This window comes from Anaerotardibacter muris (genome assembly GCF_943192915.1).
GTDB lineage: Bacteria > Actinomycetota > Coriobacteriia > Coriobacteriales > Eggerthellaceae > Anaerotardibacter > Anaerotardibacter muris.
Genome location: NZ_CALPCD010000002.1, coordinates 1 through 17,931 on the forward strand (window position 1 = coordinate 1; position 17,931 = coordinate 17,931).

The following is a 17,931-nucleotide window of genomic DNA, read 5'->3' on the forward strand; positions in this document are numbered from 1 at the left end:
CGATGACGCCACGCGTCTCGTGAGTCGCGCAAGGCAGTATTATCCTCGCCCACGATAGCGGCGTCAAGGATTATTTTCAAAAACATCGGTAAAAAGTTTCGGCATTTAGAAAATCGCAGGTGAGATAAGAAAAGGGCACGCGATGTGCCCTTCATAAGTCGTTCACAAACTGGATCGATGTGCTATTTCTGAGCGCGCTCAGCCTCCTTTTGAGCCAGGCGCTCAAGGGAAACGATCTTGGTGACGAACGTGCCCTCTGAAACGATATCTCCTTCGTCGTCGCGCACCTCGATCTTCCAGAACTGCTTGTTCTTCTCTTGGTGGTCGAAGGTTGCGATCGCACGAATAGCACCGAACTTGCCAGGCTTCTTATGATCGATCTCCATGTGCACGCCGAACACACGCTCTTTGGAGAAGTCCGCGCGCAACTCTACCGCACGGCTCCCTGCCGCTTCGATGAGAGCTAGCGTCACGCCACCATGCAGGAAACCGAATGGCTGATAGAGATCGGGAGTCACATCGATCTCGGCCACCGTGCGGTCGGCGGTCTGTTCCGTGAAGCGAATACCGAGCTTGCCGTTGAAGGTCTCCGTATCACGCTTTCCTACGGCAACGAGGAATTCGTCCTGATTGCTCGGGTCGATCTCGTCCATCCAGCTCATCTCAGCAGCATACAAGTCGCTCATGATGCTCCCTTCACATGTGGTCTTCTTCTCTTTTCCCTAGTTTAGGCAACCTGTCCGCGCCAATCAATTCTTAGTTTTAGGCTACCTTGCAGATAAAAGACGTGGTCATTCACCTAATTTTAGCTGGCCTCACGCGTCTGGGCCTATAAGAGATGCCGATAATAGATAATGCGTCCATGTTCGTCTGAACAGGGCGTATGCAGGTGTGAGGGGTTAAACGGTCGCCTCGGGTGAGGTGATCTTCCTGTATCAATGTACAAAGAAATGCAGCTTTTAGGGGCTACTAGATGAACTAATACAGAAGCTTCTCGCACGAAGACCTCGATAAAGGAAAGACGAACGAGCTCGCATCATGCGGGCTCGTTTACGTTTACGCGCCTTCACGTTCGGGGACAGGTTCACCGTACGCGTGCGCGGTGCTGCGGATGTGAGGTAAGGGCGCAGAATTTACTTCGCATAGCTAATCTAAAAGATAGAACCCAGCCTGAGCTGGGTTCGTGTAAACAAAACTGGAGAGCAACCGCATGAGCCCGAAGGGCGAACAGGGTAGCGGGTAAATCATACACCCTTACCTTGCAGCCGCAGCACCCCAAAAGACTTCCGATTTGAACCTGTCCCCAAACTGTCCCGGACAGAATTGAACCCGTCCCCAGGTCAGAGGATGCGGCGAGATTCGATGGCGCGACCAAGGGTGACCTCATCGGCGAATTCGAGGTCGCCGCCAACAGGAAGCCCGCTGGCAAGACGGCTGACCGTGACACCCGTGGGCTTGATAAGGCGCGCAAGGTAGCTTGCGGTGGTCTCGCCTTCTACATTGGGGTTGGTCGCAAGGATGACTTCAGAGATGTTCGGATCTGAAAGACGAGCCATGAGCTCTGCTACATGAAGATCGTCAGGTCCGATGCCTTCGAGCGGAGAAAGCGCACCACCGAGCACATGATAGTGCCCCGAGAACGTTCCCGTGCGCTCGATGGGAGGGATATCGCGCGGTTCAGAGACCACGCAGATGATCGATCCATCACGCTTGGTAGACGCACAGATATCGCAGAGGTCGCCCTGAGCGTAATTGAAACATTGCGTGCAGAAATGCACCGTATCCTTCACTTCAGAGATCGCATCAGCAAGGCGGATCGCATCAGCCTTGGGGCTGTTGAGGATCCAGTAGGCGATACGCTGAGCGGACTTCGGTCCTACACCAGGAAGTCGCTCCAGTTCGTCAAGAAGGTTCTGTATTGCGGAAGCTGCGTACACAGACCTACATCAGTCCCGGGATGCTCATGCCGCCCGTGACCGCATTCATGCGCTGATTGCTGAGCTCAGAAACACCTGCGAGCGCTTCATTGACCGCAGCCGTGACCATATCTTGCAGCATCTCAACATCTTCTGGGTCGACCGCTTCAGGGTCGATGGAAAGAGCGGTGATCCTCATATCACCTGATGCCGTTGCGGTAACCATGCCGCCACCCGCAGTGGCCTCGAAGCTCATCGCTGCGATCTCTTCCTGGGCCTTGTTCAGCTCTTTTTGCATCTTCTGCGCCTGGCGCATCATCTGTCGCATATCCATAGAGAATGACTCCTCGTCTATCGTAGTGAGCGGTTATATCGTATCAAACTTCACACCGTCGCCGAAGCTTGCAGTGAGAATCTGCTTGATCTGATCACTCTCACTGACCTCGCCTTCTGGGACAGAGCTGCCGGCAGCCGCCGTCTGAGCAGGATCGCTTGTGGCTTGAGCTGCCTCAGAGGGGCTGGCTGGTACAGATGCAGGTTGAGCAGCAGGAGCTTCTGGCCGCGCCGTCGCTGCCATTGGTTCAGCTACGGGTACTGCGGTCGGTGCGGTGGGTGCTGGCACAGAGGTTTGTTCTGCGGCTGCAGGTTGATGATCTATTGGCATGCTGTCTTCGAAGAAAGGAGATTCGTCTTCGTAACGCGTCGCCGGTGCCTCCTGCGCAAGAGGCGACTGAGGTACAGGAGCTGAGGCTGGCACTGGGGCCTCTTGAGGCAAAGCTGCTTCAGGGGCTGCAGGGACCGAAGCGGGCTGACCTGCTGGCTGAGGTGCAGGTGCAGGTGCAGGTGCGGACGTAGGTGGAACTGCAGTTGCTGCGGCAGGCGCAGCAGCGGGTGCGACTTCAGGTTGAGGCGCTGGGGCTGCCGCAGGCTGCGGGGCAGCGGCAGGTGCAGACGTGGGTTGAGCCACAGATGCAGCTGCAGCTTGGGGAGTACCGCCGTGAGATTGGCCCATCGTCAACTGAAAAGGCACCGACCCACCGACCGCATCGATGAAGGTCTGTGCGAGCAGGTCCTTCACCTCCTTCTTCTGAGCCGCAGAATAAGCGAAGCTCGAATCAGGAGAGAAGACGATGTTCACTCCCCCATTGGTGGGGTCGGGCTCGATCTTCGCACCCATGAACAACACGCCACGAGCAGGATTGGTCTTACGCAAAGTAGTAGTGACCTGATGCCACATACGCTGAAGAGCAGCAGGATTGGCGAAATCGAACTGCGCAGGCGCAGCGCTCGGAGCTTGCTGGGGAGCTGATGCAGGAGCCGTTGCTTGCACGGGAGCGGCGGCTGGTGCAGGCGCGGTGGCAGGCGCTTGCGGTGATGACGATGCTGGAACAGGTGCAGCTGGCTGCGGCGCAGGCGTGGGCACCGCTTGCGGAGCGGGCGTAGGCTGAGGTGTTGGATTCGGTTGCGGCACAGGTGCAGGTTGCACCGTAGGTTCGGTCACGGCTACAGGAGCAGGTGCGGGTGCGGGCTGCGCTGCAGCGGCCGCCTGCGGTGCTGCTTGCGCTGCCTGCGAAGCTGGAGCAACGACCACGCCAGAAGGCATGGAGAGCATCTTCATCTCCACTTCTTCCAAGCGTTCAGCAAGCGCCTCCATGGTCAGATCGGATTCAGGGCGAAGCAGACGCGTGAGCGCGATCTCGAACGCAAGGCGTGAATTCGTGGTAGCACGCAGCTCCTTCATAAGATCGCCCAATACGCCTAGAGCACGACTCAAGCGCTCAGGACCGAACAGTTCGAGTTCAGATTCCATGGATGCGCGTGCGGTGCTGCTGACCGAGATCTCCACATCGGCGTCGGTCAAGCTCAAAAGGTAGAGGTTACGCATATGCTCTGCCAGATCCTGCACGAATTGAGCGATGTCAGCACCTGTTTCCACATAGCGCGAGACCCAGGTGAAGCACGCTGCCGCGTCGTGTCTGCCAAGCGCTTCCACGATCTCGAACAGACCTTCATCATCGAGCGTGCCCAAGATATTATGCGCGCCATCGAGCGTGACGCGGCCTTCACCGAAGGCTGCTAATTGCTCAAGAGAAGTGAGTGCATTGCGCATGCCACCACCCGCTTGATGGGCGATCAACTCGAGTGCTTCAGGGTCGAACTCGATCCCCTCTTGCACGCAGACCGCACCAAGACGCGCAACGATCTCATCCACGCTCAAGCGGTGGAAGTCGAAGCGCTGACAACGTGACTGGATGGTGTCGGGAACCTTTTGCGGGTCGGTGGTACAAAGGATGAACACCACGTGACTTGGGGGCTCTTCGAGGGTCTTGAGCAGCGCATTGAACGCTGCGGTCGAGAGCATGTGAACCTCGTCGATGATGTAGATCTTATACGTGCCACGCGAAGGTGCATAATGCACGCGATTGATGATCTCTTCGCGCACATTCTCCACACCCGTTCGGCTCGCTGCGTCGAGCTCGTAGACATCAGGATGGGTACCAGAAGCGATTAGCTCGCACTCTTCGCACGTACCATCAGGAGCGACCGTTGGAGCAAGCGCACAGAGCAACGCCTTTGCAAGGATGCGCGCCATGGTGGTCTTGCCCGTACCGCGCGGACCGCAGAACAGGTAAGCATGCGAGAGCTTCTCTTGCTCGATCGCATTCCTGAGCGTACGCTCGATGTGTTCCTGGCCAACCACATCTTCGAACGTGGACGGACGATATTTCCTATACAGTGCCTCTGCCATAGCTCTTATGCCTTCTCTTTCTTATTCTTCTTCGAGCTCAATGCCGTTTTGATCGCACCGATGATAGCCGGTGCGACCGATACTGCAACGATGCCGAGCACGATCACTTCGAAATGCTCTTGTACGAACGGAACACCGCCGAAGAAGTAGCCTGTGAGCACGAATAGGCTGACCCATGCGATGCCGCCGATGGAATTGAACAGCGTGAATTTGGAGAAGTTCATATGCCCCATGCCCGCGATGAAGGGTGCGAAGGTGCGGAAGAATGGCATGAAGCGCGTAATGACGATGGTAAGACCACCGTACTTCTTGAAGAAATAGTCGAGCTTGTCCATGCGTTCAGGAGTGAGCGCCTTCACCTTACCTGAATCGATGATGCGCGATCCGAAGAAGCGCGCGATCCAATAATTCGAGGTGTTACCCAAAATGGCTGCCGCGTAGAAGACCACAAGCGACGCTACGATATTCAAGCCTCCGCCATCAGCCGAGAACACACCTGCCGCGAAGAGTAATGAATCGCCTGGTAGGAAGGGAAAGAACACCACGCCCGTTTCCACGAACACGATGAAGAACAACGGTGTATATACCCACACGGGACCCAGAGCGATGATCCAGCCAGCGATGAACGCACGCGGGTCCTTCAACAGACCGATGAAGAAATTGATGATGTCCAACAGGCTTTCCTTCTCGCGAGGCGCACGCGCCACGGTTCGTTTCGCTTCTAGGATAAAAGACGAATATCCCGAATAGGCAAGGGCGCTCGTCAGCGGTCCCTTATGGCTGCTTCCTCCCGGACCTGACCAGGTTCGGAACTTGGCGCCGCCCAAGCCCATTCGAGATATTCACATCATGCACTGAGTGCAACGGTTGAAAGTATACCTGAATTGAAGGCGCGCTACAAAGGCAGGCCTGCCTGGCGCAAAACTTCCATAACGCTGCCGAGCATATAAAGACTGCCGCAAACGCAGATGAGCGGTGGGTTCGCCTTATTGCCCGCAAGCTGACGAGCACGATCTAAAGCCTGATGAACACCGAGTGCAACATCCGGTGCAGCACTTATGGGAAGAGGACGCTGCTCTGCGGTGGCAACGTCTTGGAGAACGCGAGCAAGATCGGCGGCAGAGAGCGCGCGAGGATTGAGTGGCGTGATGGTGATGATCTCACTGGCAACACGAACCAGGATCGGAGCCATCCCGCGATAGTCCTTATCTTCGAGCACGCCAGTGACCACGATGCGCTCGTTGTTGGGATAAGCCTGGTCAAGAGCGCCAGCGAGCGCTTCCATGCCTGCAACATTATGTCCCCCATCGAAGATGATGAGCGGATCTTCGCACACACGCTCGAAGCGTCCTGCCCACCGAGCCCGTAAAAGTCCCTGACGAATGGACTCTTCGGAAATATTCCAGCCGCGGGCGCGAAGCACATCGATCGCAACGAGCGCCGTAGCTGCATTGATGGATTGATAGGCACCGGCAAGTCCGAGCTTCAGATCCGTGCGGTCCCCATAAGTGAGCAGACCTGACGCGAAGGCAAGCTGCATAGGTTCGACCACTTCGAGCGTCGTGGCCTTCGCATGAGCGCTCTGTTCGAGAACTGCGAGCACTGATTTGCCTTGAGGCGCGCTGACAACAGGAACACCTCGCTTGATGATGCCCGCTTTTTCATGCGCGATCTGCGCAAGCGTTGAGCCGAGCAGTGCACAGTGATCGAGCGCGATGGGTGTGATGACCGAAACTTCTACGGTCTCGATCACGTTAGTGGAATCCAGTCGTCCGCCCAGACCCACTTCCGCCACTACGATATCGCACTGCTGTTGGGCGAAATACAGGAACGCTACTGCAGTGAGCAGCTCGAATTCGGTGGGATGCTCTTCCATGGCCTCGGCCGCGATGCGTACCTGTTCGGTCACCTTACCGAGCGATCCATAGGGGATGTTCTCGCCATTCACCCGAATGCGATCTTCGAAGCGATAGAGCGCAGGACTTGTGAAAAGACCTACCCGATAGCCTGCCTGCTGCATCACTGACGCGATGAACGCGCAGGTAGAACCTTTCCCGTTCGTTCCTGCCACGTGCACGAAGCGAAGCGAATCTTGAGGGTTTCCTAAACGCTCCAACAGCTCGCGCGTGCGATCGAGCCCTAAGCTCACATTTTGCCATCGTGGCGCATTGATATAGGCGATGGGGTCGATCAATTGACCGGCTTCCAGTCTTGGCCGACCACCACCTGGATGTCGGTCTTCAAGCTGTAATACACGCTGCCATAGACCGCGCGCCCTATCCCAAGATCGGCAACGATGGCCTCTGCGGCAGCTTCATCGTCTTGGCTTCGGTAGATAACGAGCGTTTCGGTATAGACGAAGGAATCGGCATTGCCCGTATCCTGGATGGTATAACCGTGCTGCTCAAGGATCTGGGCCGCTTGCGCTGCAAAACCATCGGTGCCTGAACCGTTTTGGACCACGATAGAGAGCTTGCTCTTATCCACGCCCGAAGTATCGATGCTCGTGTTCGGGTCGCCACCATTCAAGAAACGTTCCTTGGTCTGCGCCCACGTGGACGTATTCGGCGCGAAGCAGATGACATCATTGGAGAAGTACTGCGAACCAGGCATGGTGGAGGTGTAGAATGCTGCGCCATTGCCATAGATGGAAGCAAGGCTCGAGAGCAGGTCATAGGACATATCGGTCTTGATCGCCGAAGACACCACATCAGAATCGTTGATCCAGCCGAGGCCTTCTTTGGAGGTCATCTTATTGAGCAAATTGAAGAACAGCTCGAGCTGATTGTCCATACGTTGCGTGCGACCACTGGTGAAATTCGTCGCACTGACGAACGCGACCGCCTGCTCACCCGTAAGGTTCTGCTGTCCTGGAGGCACCACTACATGACCCACGCGCGGGTCATCGACACGATACTGGACATTCACCTCAACACCACCGATATCGTCCACGAGCTTCTCGAGGCCCTCTTCAGTGATACGCAGATAGTGTGCGAAGTCGATGTCGGTGTAATTCTTCACCGCGCGCACCAGTTCAGCCTCTCCCCCATGGCGGACCATATTGCGAAGCAGATCCTGTTCTCCCTGGTTGTAGCTGACCTTGATGTTGTTCGGGATGTTGAGCAACGAGAATTCGTTGTTCTGCTCATCGATGCGCAAGATAGAGATGAAGCTTGCCGCTTCAGAAGGTTCTTCATAGTTAGAAAGACCAACGAGCAGCACGTAGTAGGGCTGATCTTCTTCGACCGCCACCAATTCATTCGAGACTGCTTCGTCATTGAGGGCCATGGATGCTGAAGCGAACGTGCGGAAGGCGCACGATGCGATACCGAATACAAGAAGCGCCACGACCACTATGACCACACCTGCAAGGATGAGGTTATTACGGCGGCGACGCTTCATGAACTCTTGAGCGCGCGATCTGCTGCCAGCATGCTGGCTCGTGCGCTGATCGACAGAGTTCGTGGAAACTTCCATCTGATGGATCTCTGCTGAACGCTTGTTGACCGAGGCAGGAGAACGACGGCGCGTAGAATGCTTAGCGGTGGTGCCGCGAACTGACTGACGGAGCGTTGGGGCCGATTTGCTCGAGCGTCTCACGCTCGGACGGCGAGATGTGGATGATCGGGGCGTGGCATGGGTGCCGAACACAGCCGGCGAGCTCGTACGCTTCGAGCGGCGCGATGGCCCCGAAGAACGCGAAGGGCGCGATGAGCTGCGTTTTGTAGGCATAGATTCCCCACCATGATCCGAGCGCAGGGTAAGAACCTCGCCCGACTAGTCCGTTTAAGCTTCAATTACAGGATTCATTATAGGTCATTAGACCGTGATGCGCTCCACGCTCGCGCCCAGCGAGCGCAATTTACCCACGTAGTCCTCGTAGCCACGATCGATATGGTAGATATCGTGAATGCGCGTTTCGCCTTCCGCTGCCAAACCAGCGATGACGAGCGCAGCGCCACCGCGCAAGTCTGGCGAAGAGACCGGAGCGCCCTGCAGACCCGAGACACCAGTGATGAGCGCATGATGACCATCGAGGTTGATGTCCGAGCCCATGCGGTTGAGCTCAGCTGCGAACATGAAGCGATTCTCGAAGATGTTCTCAGAGATGACCGATCGGCCTTCAGCCAAGGCAGTGAGCAGGCAGAACTGTGCCTGCAAGTCGGTCGGGAATCCAGGATGCGGAAGCGTCTGGATGTCAGTAGCTTGAAGTGGTTCGGTACGCTGGACCGTGATGGAATCTTCAGAGGTGGTGACCGTTGCGCCCATTTCCTCGAACTTCATCATGACCGTACGCAGGAAATCGGGGTCGATACCTTCGACCGTGATGGGGCCACCCAACAAAGCACCGATAGTGAGGAACGTACCCGCCTCGATGCGGTCTCCCACTACCCAATGCTCGCAAGGATGCAGGTCTGCAAGCGGCACGCCCTGGACCACGATGGTAGAAGTGCCAGCACCCTGGACCTTGCAACCCATCTCGTTGAGCATGTTCGCCAGATCGACGATCTCAGGTTCGCGAGCCGCGTTGTCGATGACGGTGGTTCCTTCGATGGTGACCGACGCCATCAGCATATTCTCAGTAGCACCCACGCTCGGGAAATCCAAGAACACCTTGGCAGGATGGAGCCCGTTAGGCGAGGACGCGTAGAGATAGCCATGATCGTTAGCGAACGTGACGCCGAGCGCTTCGAGCACGCTCAAATGGATATCGATCTTGCGCTCGCCGATCTTGCAGCCGCCAGGCATCGCCACGCGAGCCTTACCGAAGCGACCGATGAGCGGCCCCAAGATAGAGATGCTCGCACGCATCTTCGAGACCAGTTCATAAGGCGTTTCGAAGCCAGTGGCATCTGCGGTGTCGATAGCAACGGTATGACCCTCGCGCTCGACCGTAGCGCCTAAGCTGCGCAACACTTCGATCATGATGTCGATATCAGAGATGTTCGGAACATTATGAAGAACGGACCTGCCTTGCCCGAGCAAAGCAGCAGCGATGAGCTTAAGGGCGGAATTCTTTGCCCCGCTCACGCGAACAGTTCCGGAAAGATTGCCGCAACCGCGTGTGACGATTATTTCTTCTGCCATAGCGCGCGTCCCATCATCAGCATGGATCTCTCACCCATTATAAAAGAGAACCCTCTGCTTGCTAGGCTTTCGCAAAACAAACAGAGGGCCTTTGAAGGTTTGGAGCTTGGATTATTCGCCCAAGACGAAGCGGGTGAAGCTGACGATCTCGATAGATGCGCCCAGATCCTTAGCGACCTGTGCGGTGTAGTCGGCAACGGACTTATCGGGATCCTTCACGTAAGCCTGCTCGGTGAGCACGTTTTCCTTGTAGTACTTCTCCAGACGGCCAGTAGCCATCTTCTCCTGGATGTTCTCGGGCTTGCCAGATTCAGCAGCCTGAGCCTTGTAGATCTCCATTTCGTGGGCGATGATCGCAGGGTCGACCGCGTCACGAGTTGCAGCGACTGGAGATGCTGCAGCGACCTGCATAGCGATATCGCGACCATAGGTCTTGAATTCATGCTTGAAGACCAGCTCAGGGTCGCCCAAATTGAACTCGACCAGAACGCCGATCTTGCCGCCGCCATGAACATAGCTTGCAACAGCACCTGTTGCCTGAGCGGCATAAGCGAAGCGTGCGAGCTGGATGTTCTCGCCCAAGGTATGGATAGCGTCAGTGATAACAGCCTCGACGGTCTCGCCTTCAACGTTAGAAGCACGCAGTGCCTCGACATCTGCAGGAGCATTCTCGAGAACAGCCTTCGCGATCTTCTCTGCATAGTGATGGAACTTCTCGTTCATGCCCACGAAGTCGGTCTCGCAGTTGAGCTCGACCAGAGCGCCAGCGCGCATGTCTTCGGTAACGCGAGCGACAACAGCGCCTTCGTTAGTAGCACGACCAGCCTTCTTCGCTACAGAAGCAAGACCTGCGGTACGAAGAACGTCAACGGCCTTGTCCATATCGCCATCGGCTTCAACAAGAGCCTTCTTGCATTCCATCATGCCTGCGCCGGTCATCTCGCGGAGTTCTTTGACCATAGCTGCGGTAACTTGTGCCATAGGTAGATCCTTTCTTGAAAGAGAAGGCAGGCCGACCATCGAACCTGCCCCTAGTTGATCAGTGAAGCGAAATGCTCGATTAACGAGGCATTTCCTCGGGGTTACCCTGAAGCTCTTCGTTGACAGGAGCCTGTTCTTCGACGACCTCTGCTGCTTCAGAAGGTGCTGCCATTTCCTCGACGGTAACCTCGGTGCCCGTACCAGCGATGACCGCATCAGCGATGAAGTCGCACAGCAGACGGACCGAACGGATCGCGTCGTCGTTAGCGGGGATGCCGAAATCGACATCATCGGGATCGCAGTTGGTGTCAAGAGTGCCTACGATAGGGATGCTCAGACGACGAGCTTCATGGATAGCGATCTGCTCGCGATTGGTGTCCACAACGAAGACTGCATCAGGGATGCGCTTCATATTGCGGATGCCGTTGAGGTTGGTCTGGAGCTTAGCCAGTTCCTTCTTCAGCAGGATCTGCTCCTTCTTGGGAAGCTTCTCCATGCGACCATCAGCCTCCATTGCCTCGAGCTCTTCCATGCGCTTGACGCGAGACTGGATGGTGACGAAGTTGGTGAGCATGCCGCCCAACCAACGGGAATTCACATAGGGCATGCCGCAGCGATTAGCAGCTTCAGCAACGGATTCCTGAGCCTGCTTCTTGGTGCCAACGAACAGCACGGTGCCGCCTTTAGCAGCGATACGGGATACCTCGGAGAATGCGGAGTCCAGACCATAGAGGGTCTGCTTGAGGTCGATGATGTAGATGTCGCCACGATTGCCGAAGATATAGGGCTTCATCTTAGGGTTCCAGCGACGGGTCTGATGACCGAAGTGCGTGCCTGCATCGAGCAGGGCTTTAAGATTGATCTTTGCCATGGTTCTCCATTCGTTAGTCCTCTGCACGGCTTCATCCCTGTTCCGCAACCTATTGGGCCACTAGCGAACGCAGGTCCACCATGCATGTGTGATAGATCAGCCGCTCCAAACGATCCGCGTATGAAGCAGCCTTGCTATTGTAGAGGAAGAACCCGCCCCTGCCTAGTACATACTTCGTGAACGGAGCAATGCGAACCGCAGCACCGAAGAGTCAGACGCCTGCGAGGTTCATATTCTCCCGCTACCCTGCTCGCCCTTCGGGCTCGTGCGGTCGCTCGATGTCCTATTAATCAAAATTTGCGCATCGAGAGAATCTGATACCTCACTGGCACCTGACTCTTCTTGCAGCCGCAGCAACCAGGGAGACTGCCATTCCTATGACAATCGGTCGCGGAGGGCTTTTAGCTTGTTAACGGTTTCACTGTTGAGACGATCGGCGACAGTGGCCTTGCGCTTGGTGCGCGCCTGGTTGTCGGATTTGGCTTCATCTTGCAGGTCATCTGCTTCCATGGAGAAGCCATTGGCGCTCATGCGCGTGACCATACCGCCGAAGACCGTATCTTGAATAGTGGCATCGCTCGTGACCACCAATACTTCGTGATCGCGCTCACGTGCATCATGGGCCAGCTTCTCGATCACCTTATCGGCGCTTGACCCATAGGGCGAGAACATCACCTTTACGCGGCCGATCTTCTGAACCTTCCCTGCCGATTCCGCGTTCTCTGCTGCATCGAACACCACCGTGACCGACTCGTACTCGCTGCCCGCAAAAGCCGCGACATCACTGATCAGCGCCTCACGAACTTGGTTGTATTTCTCGAACGTGTAGTCAGGCTGAGCGCGCATGGAACGATAGCGCGAACCACTGCGCAATACGTTATAGCCATCAACGATCAATATCTTCGTGCGTTTCTCTGCCATCGCTTGCCTTCGGTCTGCTCGTCTGCGCTTTCAGGTGCTACCTGCGCTCATGTTCAAGGCTTACCCTTGATCTTGCACGCGCGCCTGACGCATCCACTCATACATGCACGCGGTCGCCGCCTGAGCCACATTGAGAGAGCCAACTTGGCCTGCCTGCGGAAGACTGACCAAGAAATCACACTGCTCTTGCGTAAGGCGTGCAAGACCATTTCCTTCATTGCCCATGACCAAAGCGAGCTTGCCTGCCATGGGTGCATCCCAGATGCATTGCGGCGCTTTCTCGGTAGCGCCCGCCACCCAAAACCCGCTCTTCTTCAAGCGGTCGATGAACTGTGAGATATTGGCTACCTGAGCAACAGGAATATGCGAGACCGCACCTGCTGAGCTCTTATAGGTAGCTGCGGTAACTCGTGCGCTGCGCTTGTTGGGAATGACCAAGCCACTCGCTCCCACCACTTCGGCCGAACGCGCGATAGCACCCAGATTGCCCGCATCGGTGATGTGGTCGAGCACGATGATGAGCGCATTTCCGTTGTTCTCTTCGGCATGCGCCAACGCTGCATCGATGAGCGACTGAGCGCTGACATATTCATAAGGACGCGCTTCGAGCATGACGCCCTGGTGCGATCCTCGCTCTGATCGTTTATCCAGTTCAGCGCGCTTTACCTGCTTCACGGAAAGACCCATCTTGTGGGCTCGCTTCACGAGGTCGCTCATCGCTTTGTCGCCATGAGTGCCTTCTGCTACATAGAGGCACTGGACTGGCACGCCCACTTTGAGCGCCTCGAGAACAGGGCGCTTTCCTTCGATATATTCAGCCATAACGATCCTTGGTGTTCGGGTTCGACAACTGGCCCGACCTTTCTCATTCGCACGGGGTGCAAGACGATCAGCTTGAGCCAGTGAGCCTTATTATCTAACATTCTCCCAACAGTGACCAGCGCATCTGCGGTCAGCGCACCGGAGAGTGCTAGAATTCAGCCCTATGGAATTACTTCTCGACATCTTGAGCGACGCTGCCATCGACACCCTGCGCTTGGTGCCGTTCCTCTTCGTCACCTATCTGATCATCGAAGCCATCGAGCATCGAGCCAGCGATAGGACCGAAGAGCTGATCAAGAAAGCTGGCGTGGCGGGTCCGTTGGTCGGTGCGCTCGTGGGCATCTTCCCCCAATGCGGTTTTTCGGCGGCTGCTTCTACGCTCTATGCAGGACGCGTGATCACGCTCGGCACGCTCATCTCGGTCTATCTAGCAACCTCCGATGAGATGCTGCCCGTACTATTGGCTGAACAGGCCGACCTTAACATCATCGGTATGATCATGCTCTCGAAGCTGGTCATCGGCATGTTCATGGGCTTCTTGATCGATGCCATCCAGCGCTTCGTTCGCCGCGAGCGTCACGAGAAGATGAATATCCACCATATGTGCGAGCACGACCATTGCGGTTGCGGCGAAGAAGAAGGCGGTATCTTGCGCAGCGCCATCTCTCACACGCTGCAAGTGACCTTCTTCGTATTCCTCATCACGCTGGTGATCGATGGTCTCATCGACATCGTAGGACAGAATACACTAGCCGCATTCCTCGATACTCAGCCCGTGCTGTCGGTCTTGGTCTCCGCCACCATAGGTCTGATCCCTAACTGCGCGGCAAGCGTCGTGATCACCGAGCTGTTCTTGGAAGGCACCCTCTCCACGGCATCCATGATGAGCGGTCTGCTCGTTTCTGCGGGCGTGGGCATCCTGGTCCTGTTCCGCGCGAACCACTCTGCAAAGCAGAATATCGGCATCCTGGCCATCCTCTGGGGCACCGGCGTTGTTTGGGGGCTCATCTTCATGGTCGCGGGTATCACGTTCGCATAAGCGATAACGATGAATTTTTCGAGCTTGCGAACGAGCATGGTAATTTCCGCTTTATAATGGGCATATCAGTCTGTCAACTTTCGGTTCTCTGATAAGGACGTGAGACCTATCGCGACGAACGATACAACCAAGAACACCATCCTGATCGTCGATGACACGAAGATGAATCGTGACCTGCTCATCGACATCCTTGAAGATAAGTACAACATCCTCGAAGCTGAAGATGGCGAACAAGCCATTGCTATCCTGCAGCAACATGCAGCAGAGATCTCGCTGGTGGTATTGGATATGGTCATGCCCAAGGTCGATGGCTTTGGCGTGCTCGAGGCCATGAACAAATACCGCTGGATCCAGTACATCCCCGTCATCTGCATCTCCACCCAGGATGACCCTGAATTCATCGAACGCTCTTACAACATGGGCGTTACCGACTTCATCAATCGCCCGTTCGACGAGCTCATCGTCATCAGACGTGTGGATAACACGGTGAAGCTCTATGCCAAGCAGCGTCAGTTGATGAACATGGTCGCTAACGAGATCCTGGAAAAGGAGCGCAATGGCAACCTGATGGTCACCATCCTTTCGCATGTCGTTGAATTCCGAAACGGTGAGAGCGGCATGCATGTCATCAATATCGGCAAGATCACCGAGATCCTACTTGCCGAGATCGCAAAGCATACCAGCCAGTATCACCTGTCCTACACCGATCGCGACTTGATCGTGAAGGCTTCCGCCTTGCACGATATCGGCAAGATCTCCATCGACGAGCACATCTTGAACAAGCCCGGCAAGCTTACCGATGATGAATTCGAGCACATCAAGACGCATACGGTGATCGGTCACCAGATGCTCGCCGATGTGCCCTTCCAAGAAGAACCCCTTATCAAAGCTTCTCGAGAGATCGCGCGTTGGCATCACGAACGCTACGATGGTCGTGGCTATCCTGATGGATTGAAGGGCGACGAGATCCCTATTTCAGCACAGGTGGTCGCACTGGCAGACGTCTACGATGCGCTCACGAGCGAGCGTGTGTACAAGCCAGCCTTCAGCCACGAAAAGGCTGTTCAAATGATCTTGAATGGTGAATGCGGCTCCTTCAACCCACTGCTCTTGGAATGCTTGGTCGAAGCTCAAGACACCATCCAACAAGAACTGAGCAAGCCCGGTCAAGTATTCGACAGCTTCGAAGAGCTACAGGCCATCACTCCCGCGATCCAGAATACCGAATCGCTCGACGTGACCGAATACGTGCTCGGTCAGCTTGATACCGAACGCCAGAAGAATCACTTCTCGGCAGAAGTATCGCGCGAGCTGCAATTCGACTACAACGCTGCTTTCGATACGCTCTCCATCCCTGTATGGGCATCGAAACGCTTCGAGGTCCCCACCTCTATCTCGAACCCGACCGAAAACGAGAAGCTCATCGAAGTGGTGGGAGCAGATACCATCGAAGGATTGCGAGAAGCGATCCGTCAGACCACTCCGCATGATCCGCTGATCAGGCTCGATTTCACCATCAACGATAACGGCGATCGCTACGATTGCACTATCGTGGCCAAATCGCTCTGGGCTTACGACGACGAAGATGAAGCCCAGCTTACCGGCTATATCGGCAAGATCTTGCGTCGGGATAAACCCAGTGATTGGCTCGAAGCACCTTTCGAACTTTCGAGCGGTCACGGTACTACCTATATCCATAATGTCACCCCCGAAGAAACGAGCAACTAATGGCTAATCCTGTACCTACTGAATGTGTTGAAGCGCTCTACCAAGTCACTGGCGGTGACTACGAAGGCGTCGTGGCACGCCTGCGCAACAACGATCGCATCGCGAAATTCGTCACCATGTTCGCGGACGACCCCAGTTATCAGAACCTTATCTCGAACATGGAATCTCAAAACTGGGAAGAAGCTTTCCGCGCTGCTCATACCTTGAAGGGCGTTGCGCGCGACATGGGCTTCATCGTGGTTTCAGAGAATGCCAGCGAGGTATGCGAAGCGCTCCGCGCTAACAACCCCGATCTTGCCAAAGAGCTGCTTCCAGCACTTCAGGAAGAATACACCCGCGTTGCTGAGGCGATCGCGGCATTCCGCCAGTAGGCGATCGGGAGTTAGACGACCCTAGACGATCAAAAGCTTTCGCGGCCGCTATCAATGATGCGGCGCGGACACGCTGACGATGCCGACAACGCTGGCAAGCGCGCTCGAAGGGCGTGTTAGCAATGCCACAGCACCGTCACTCCTCTTCCTGCGGTAGCCTTCTGTGACCGCCGCATCCCTCAATACCAAAGGCCGTAAGACGAACAAACCCCGTCGCTTCATTGCAACGGGGTTTGTTATTGCACGATATTCGCCCGACAAGATCGAGCAGGCCATCGGGAGACGATAGCCCAATGCGCACGGGCAAACTTCGAACTACTTCGAACTAGATACCCTCTGCGTCGAAGCGCTTCTTGAGTGCTTCCTGATGGATGCCATACTGCAGAGCGATCTCTTTTTCGACCTTGCCTTCCTTGACCAAGTCGAACAGGCTCTGATCCATGGTGCGCATGCCAGCTTCGTTGTTCGCCGCGATGATGCTGTCGATCTGATGGGTCTTCTCTTCGCGGATCAGATTACGGATGGCAGGATTAACGCGCATGATCTCGAAAGCAGCGACCATACCGCCATCAACGCTGGGCACTAGCTGCTGACTTACCACAGCCTGCAAGACCATGGAGAGCTGCATGCGGATCTGACGCTGCTGATTCGCAGGGAAGGAATCGAGGATGCGGTCGATGGTATTCGCGCCACCCGTAGTATGCAACGTGGAGAAGATGAGCTGAGCCATCTCGGCAGCGGTCACCGCAGTGCCGATAGTATCCTGGTCGCGCATCTCACCGAGCAACATGATATCGGGAGATTCACGCATGGCAGAACGGAGTGCCTCGGAATAGGTAGCGATGTCGGTGGGAACTTCGCGCTGAGTGACGATGCACTTATCATGACGATGAACGAACTCGATAGGATCTTCCATGGTGATGATGTGACCGCTACGTTCATGATTCAAACGATCGATCATGCATGCGAGCGTGGTGGATTTACCAGCGCCTGCAGGACCCGTGACCAGCACCAATCCCTTTTGGAAATCAGCACAAGCCATGACTTCATCAGGGATGCCATAAGCTTCAGGGGTTGGGAGCGTGAACGGGATGATGCGGATGATGGCACTGAGCGAACCGCGCTGACGGAAGACGTTCACGCGGAAGCGGCCAAGGCCAGCGACCGCAAAGGAGAAGTCGTCGTCACGATTGTACGAATTGAGGAACGGTTCGATATCCCTTTCCGCAAGGCCGTAGATAGCACGAACGACCTCGGCTGTGTCAGCAGGCATCAGCGGTGCATCCCAGCGCACCTGCTTTCCGTCGACCTGATAGGTCAAGGGCAAACCAGCGATGACGAAGATGTCGGATGCATTCTGATCCACCATTTCCTGCAGTAATTCCCTAATCTTCATTTCTTCTTTCCTATCCCTTCGTAGCGTGTTCGATCCCGCTATTGATTCC

The 17,931-nt window shown here is 55.7% G+C and carries 16 protein-coding genes and 1 other RNA gene; 3 read left to right on the forward strand and 14 right to left on the reverse strand.

The genetic code is table 11. From position 1 onward, the window contains the following. Positions 1 to 182: 182 nt before the first annotated feature. From NFR25_RS01870 to rlmB, 13 genes are all read right to left on the reverse strand, one after another. Complete coding sequence (locus NFR25_RS01870) at positions 183 to 686, reverse strand: PaaI family thioesterase (RefSeq protein WP_251197565.1); 504 nt, start codon at positions 684 to 686, stop codon at positions 183 to 185. Positions 687 to 1,340: 654 nt separating this feature from the next. Next, positions 1,341 to 1,937, reverse strand: coding sequence for a recombination mediator RecR (gene recR / locus NFR25_RS01875; protein ID WP_251197566.1), 597 nt, complete (start codon positions 1,935 to 1,937; stop codon positions 1,341 to 1,343). A gap of 4 nt (positions 1,938 to 1,941) precedes the next feature. Continuing rightward, positions 1,942 to 2,250, reverse strand: coding sequence for a YbaB/EbfC family nucleoid-associated protein (locus NFR25_RS01880; protein ID WP_251197567.1), 309 nt, complete (start codon positions 2,248 to 2,250; stop codon positions 1,942 to 1,944). Between the two features lie 33 nt (positions 2,251 to 2,283). Continuing rightward, positions 2,284 to 4,665 (reverse strand): DNA polymerase III subunit gamma/tau, encoded by a 2,382-nt coding sequence (gene dnaX, locus NFR25_RS01885; protein WP_251197568.1) that lies wholly within the window; start codon positions 4,663 to 4,665, stop codon positions 2,284 to 2,286. Positions 4,666 to 4,670: 5 nt separating this feature from the next. Next, positions 4,671 to 5,339 carry a VTT domain-containing protein gene (locus NFR25_RS01890; RefSeq protein WP_251197569.1) on the reverse strand — a complete coding sequence of 223 codons (669 nt, stop codon included), beginning with the start codon at positions 5,337 to 5,339 and terminating at the stop codon, positions 4,671 to 4,673. A 67-nt stretch (positions 5,340 to 5,406) separates the two neighbouring features. After that, an RNA gene (ffs, locus tag NFR25_RS01895) (signal recognition particle sRNA small type) lies at positions 5,407 to 5,500 on the reverse strand. A 60-nt stretch (positions 5,501 to 5,560) separates the two neighbouring features. Continuing rightward, positions 5,561 to 6,859 carry a bifunctional folylpolyglutamate synthase/dihydrofolate synthase gene (locus tag NFR25_RS01900; protein ID WP_251197570.1) on the reverse strand — a complete coding sequence of 433 codons (1,299 nt, stop codon included), beginning with the start codon at positions 6,857 to 6,859 and terminating at the stop codon, positions 5,561 to 5,563. Continuing rightward, complete coding sequence (locus NFR25_RS01905) at positions 6,856 to 8,397, reverse strand: LCP family protein (protein WP_251197571.1); 1,542 nt, start codon at positions 8,395 to 8,397, stop codon at positions 6,856 to 6,858. The genes NFR25_RS01900 and NFR25_RS01905 overlap by 4 nt, the downstream gene beginning before the upstream one ends. Positions 8,398 to 8,484: 87 nt before the next feature. Then, the gene (gene murA, locus NFR25_RS01910; protein ID WP_251197572.1) at positions 8,485 to 9,753 is read right to left on the reverse strand and encodes a UDP-N-acetylglucosamine 1-carboxyvinyltransferase; all 1,269 of its coding nucleotides are present in this window, start codon (positions 9,751 to 9,753) and stop codon (positions 8,485 to 8,487) included. 111 nt (positions 9,754 to 9,864) lie between these two features. Next, a complete protein-coding gene (tsf, locus tag NFR25_RS01915) occupies positions 9,865 to 10,734 on the reverse strand; it encodes a translation elongation factor Ts (RefSeq protein WP_251197573.1) in 870 nt (289 codons plus the stop codon). Positions 10,735 to 10,813: 79 nt separating this feature from the next. After that, positions 10,814 to 11,605, reverse strand: a complete 792-nt coding sequence (gene rpsB, locus NFR25_RS01920; RefSeq protein WP_251197574.1) for a 30S ribosomal protein S2 — start codon at positions 11,603 to 11,605, stop codon at positions 10,814 to 10,816. Positions 11,606 to 11,980: 375 nt separating this feature from the next. Continuing rightward, a complete protein-coding gene (locus tag NFR25_RS01925) occupies positions 11,981 to 12,526 on the reverse strand; it encodes an NYN domain-containing protein (protein WP_251197575.1) in 546 nt (181 codons plus the stop codon). A gap of 60 nt (positions 12,527 to 12,586) precedes the next feature. Beyond that, on the reverse strand, positions 12,587 to 13,348 hold the full coding sequence (gene rlmB / locus NFR25_RS01930; protein ID WP_251197576.1) for a 23S rRNA (guanosine(2251)-2'-O)-methyltransferase RlmB: 762 nt from the start codon (positions 13,346 to 13,348) through the stop codon (positions 12,587 to 12,589). Positions 13,349 to 13,511: 163 nt separating this feature from the next. Between rlmB and NFR25_RS01935 the strand changes: the two genes are divergently transcribed. From NFR25_RS01935 to NFR25_RS01945, 3 genes are all read left to right on the forward strand, one after another. Then, the gene (locus NFR25_RS01935; protein ID WP_251197577.1) at positions 13,512 to 14,387 is read left to right on the forward strand and encodes a putative manganese transporter; all 876 of its coding nucleotides are present in this window, start codon (positions 13,512 to 13,514) and stop codon (positions 14,385 to 14,387) included. 99 nt (positions 14,388 to 14,486) lie between these two features. Continuing rightward, on the forward strand, positions 14,487 to 16,115 hold the full coding sequence (locus NFR25_RS01940; protein WP_251197578.1) for an HD-GYP domain-containing protein: 1,629 nt from the start codon (positions 14,487 to 14,489) through the stop codon (positions 16,113 to 16,115). Then, positions 16,115 to 16,486, forward strand: a complete 372-nt coding sequence (locus NFR25_RS01945) for an Hpt domain-containing protein (protein ID WP_251197579.1) — start codon at positions 16,115 to 16,117, stop codon at positions 16,484 to 16,486. Before NFR25_RS01940 ends, NFR25_RS01945 begins: the two co-directional genes overlap by 1 nt. 325 nt (positions 16,487 to 16,811) lie before the next feature. Here NFR25_RS01945 and NFR25_RS01950 read toward each other — a convergent pair whose 3' ends face one another. Further along, on the reverse strand, positions 16,812 to 17,882 hold the full coding sequence (locus NFR25_RS01950; RefSeq protein ID WP_251197580.1) for a type IV pilus twitching motility protein PilT: 1,071 nt from the start codon (positions 17,880 to 17,882) through the stop codon (positions 16,812 to 16,814). Between the last annotated feature and the right edge of the window lie 49 nt (positions 17,883 to 17,931).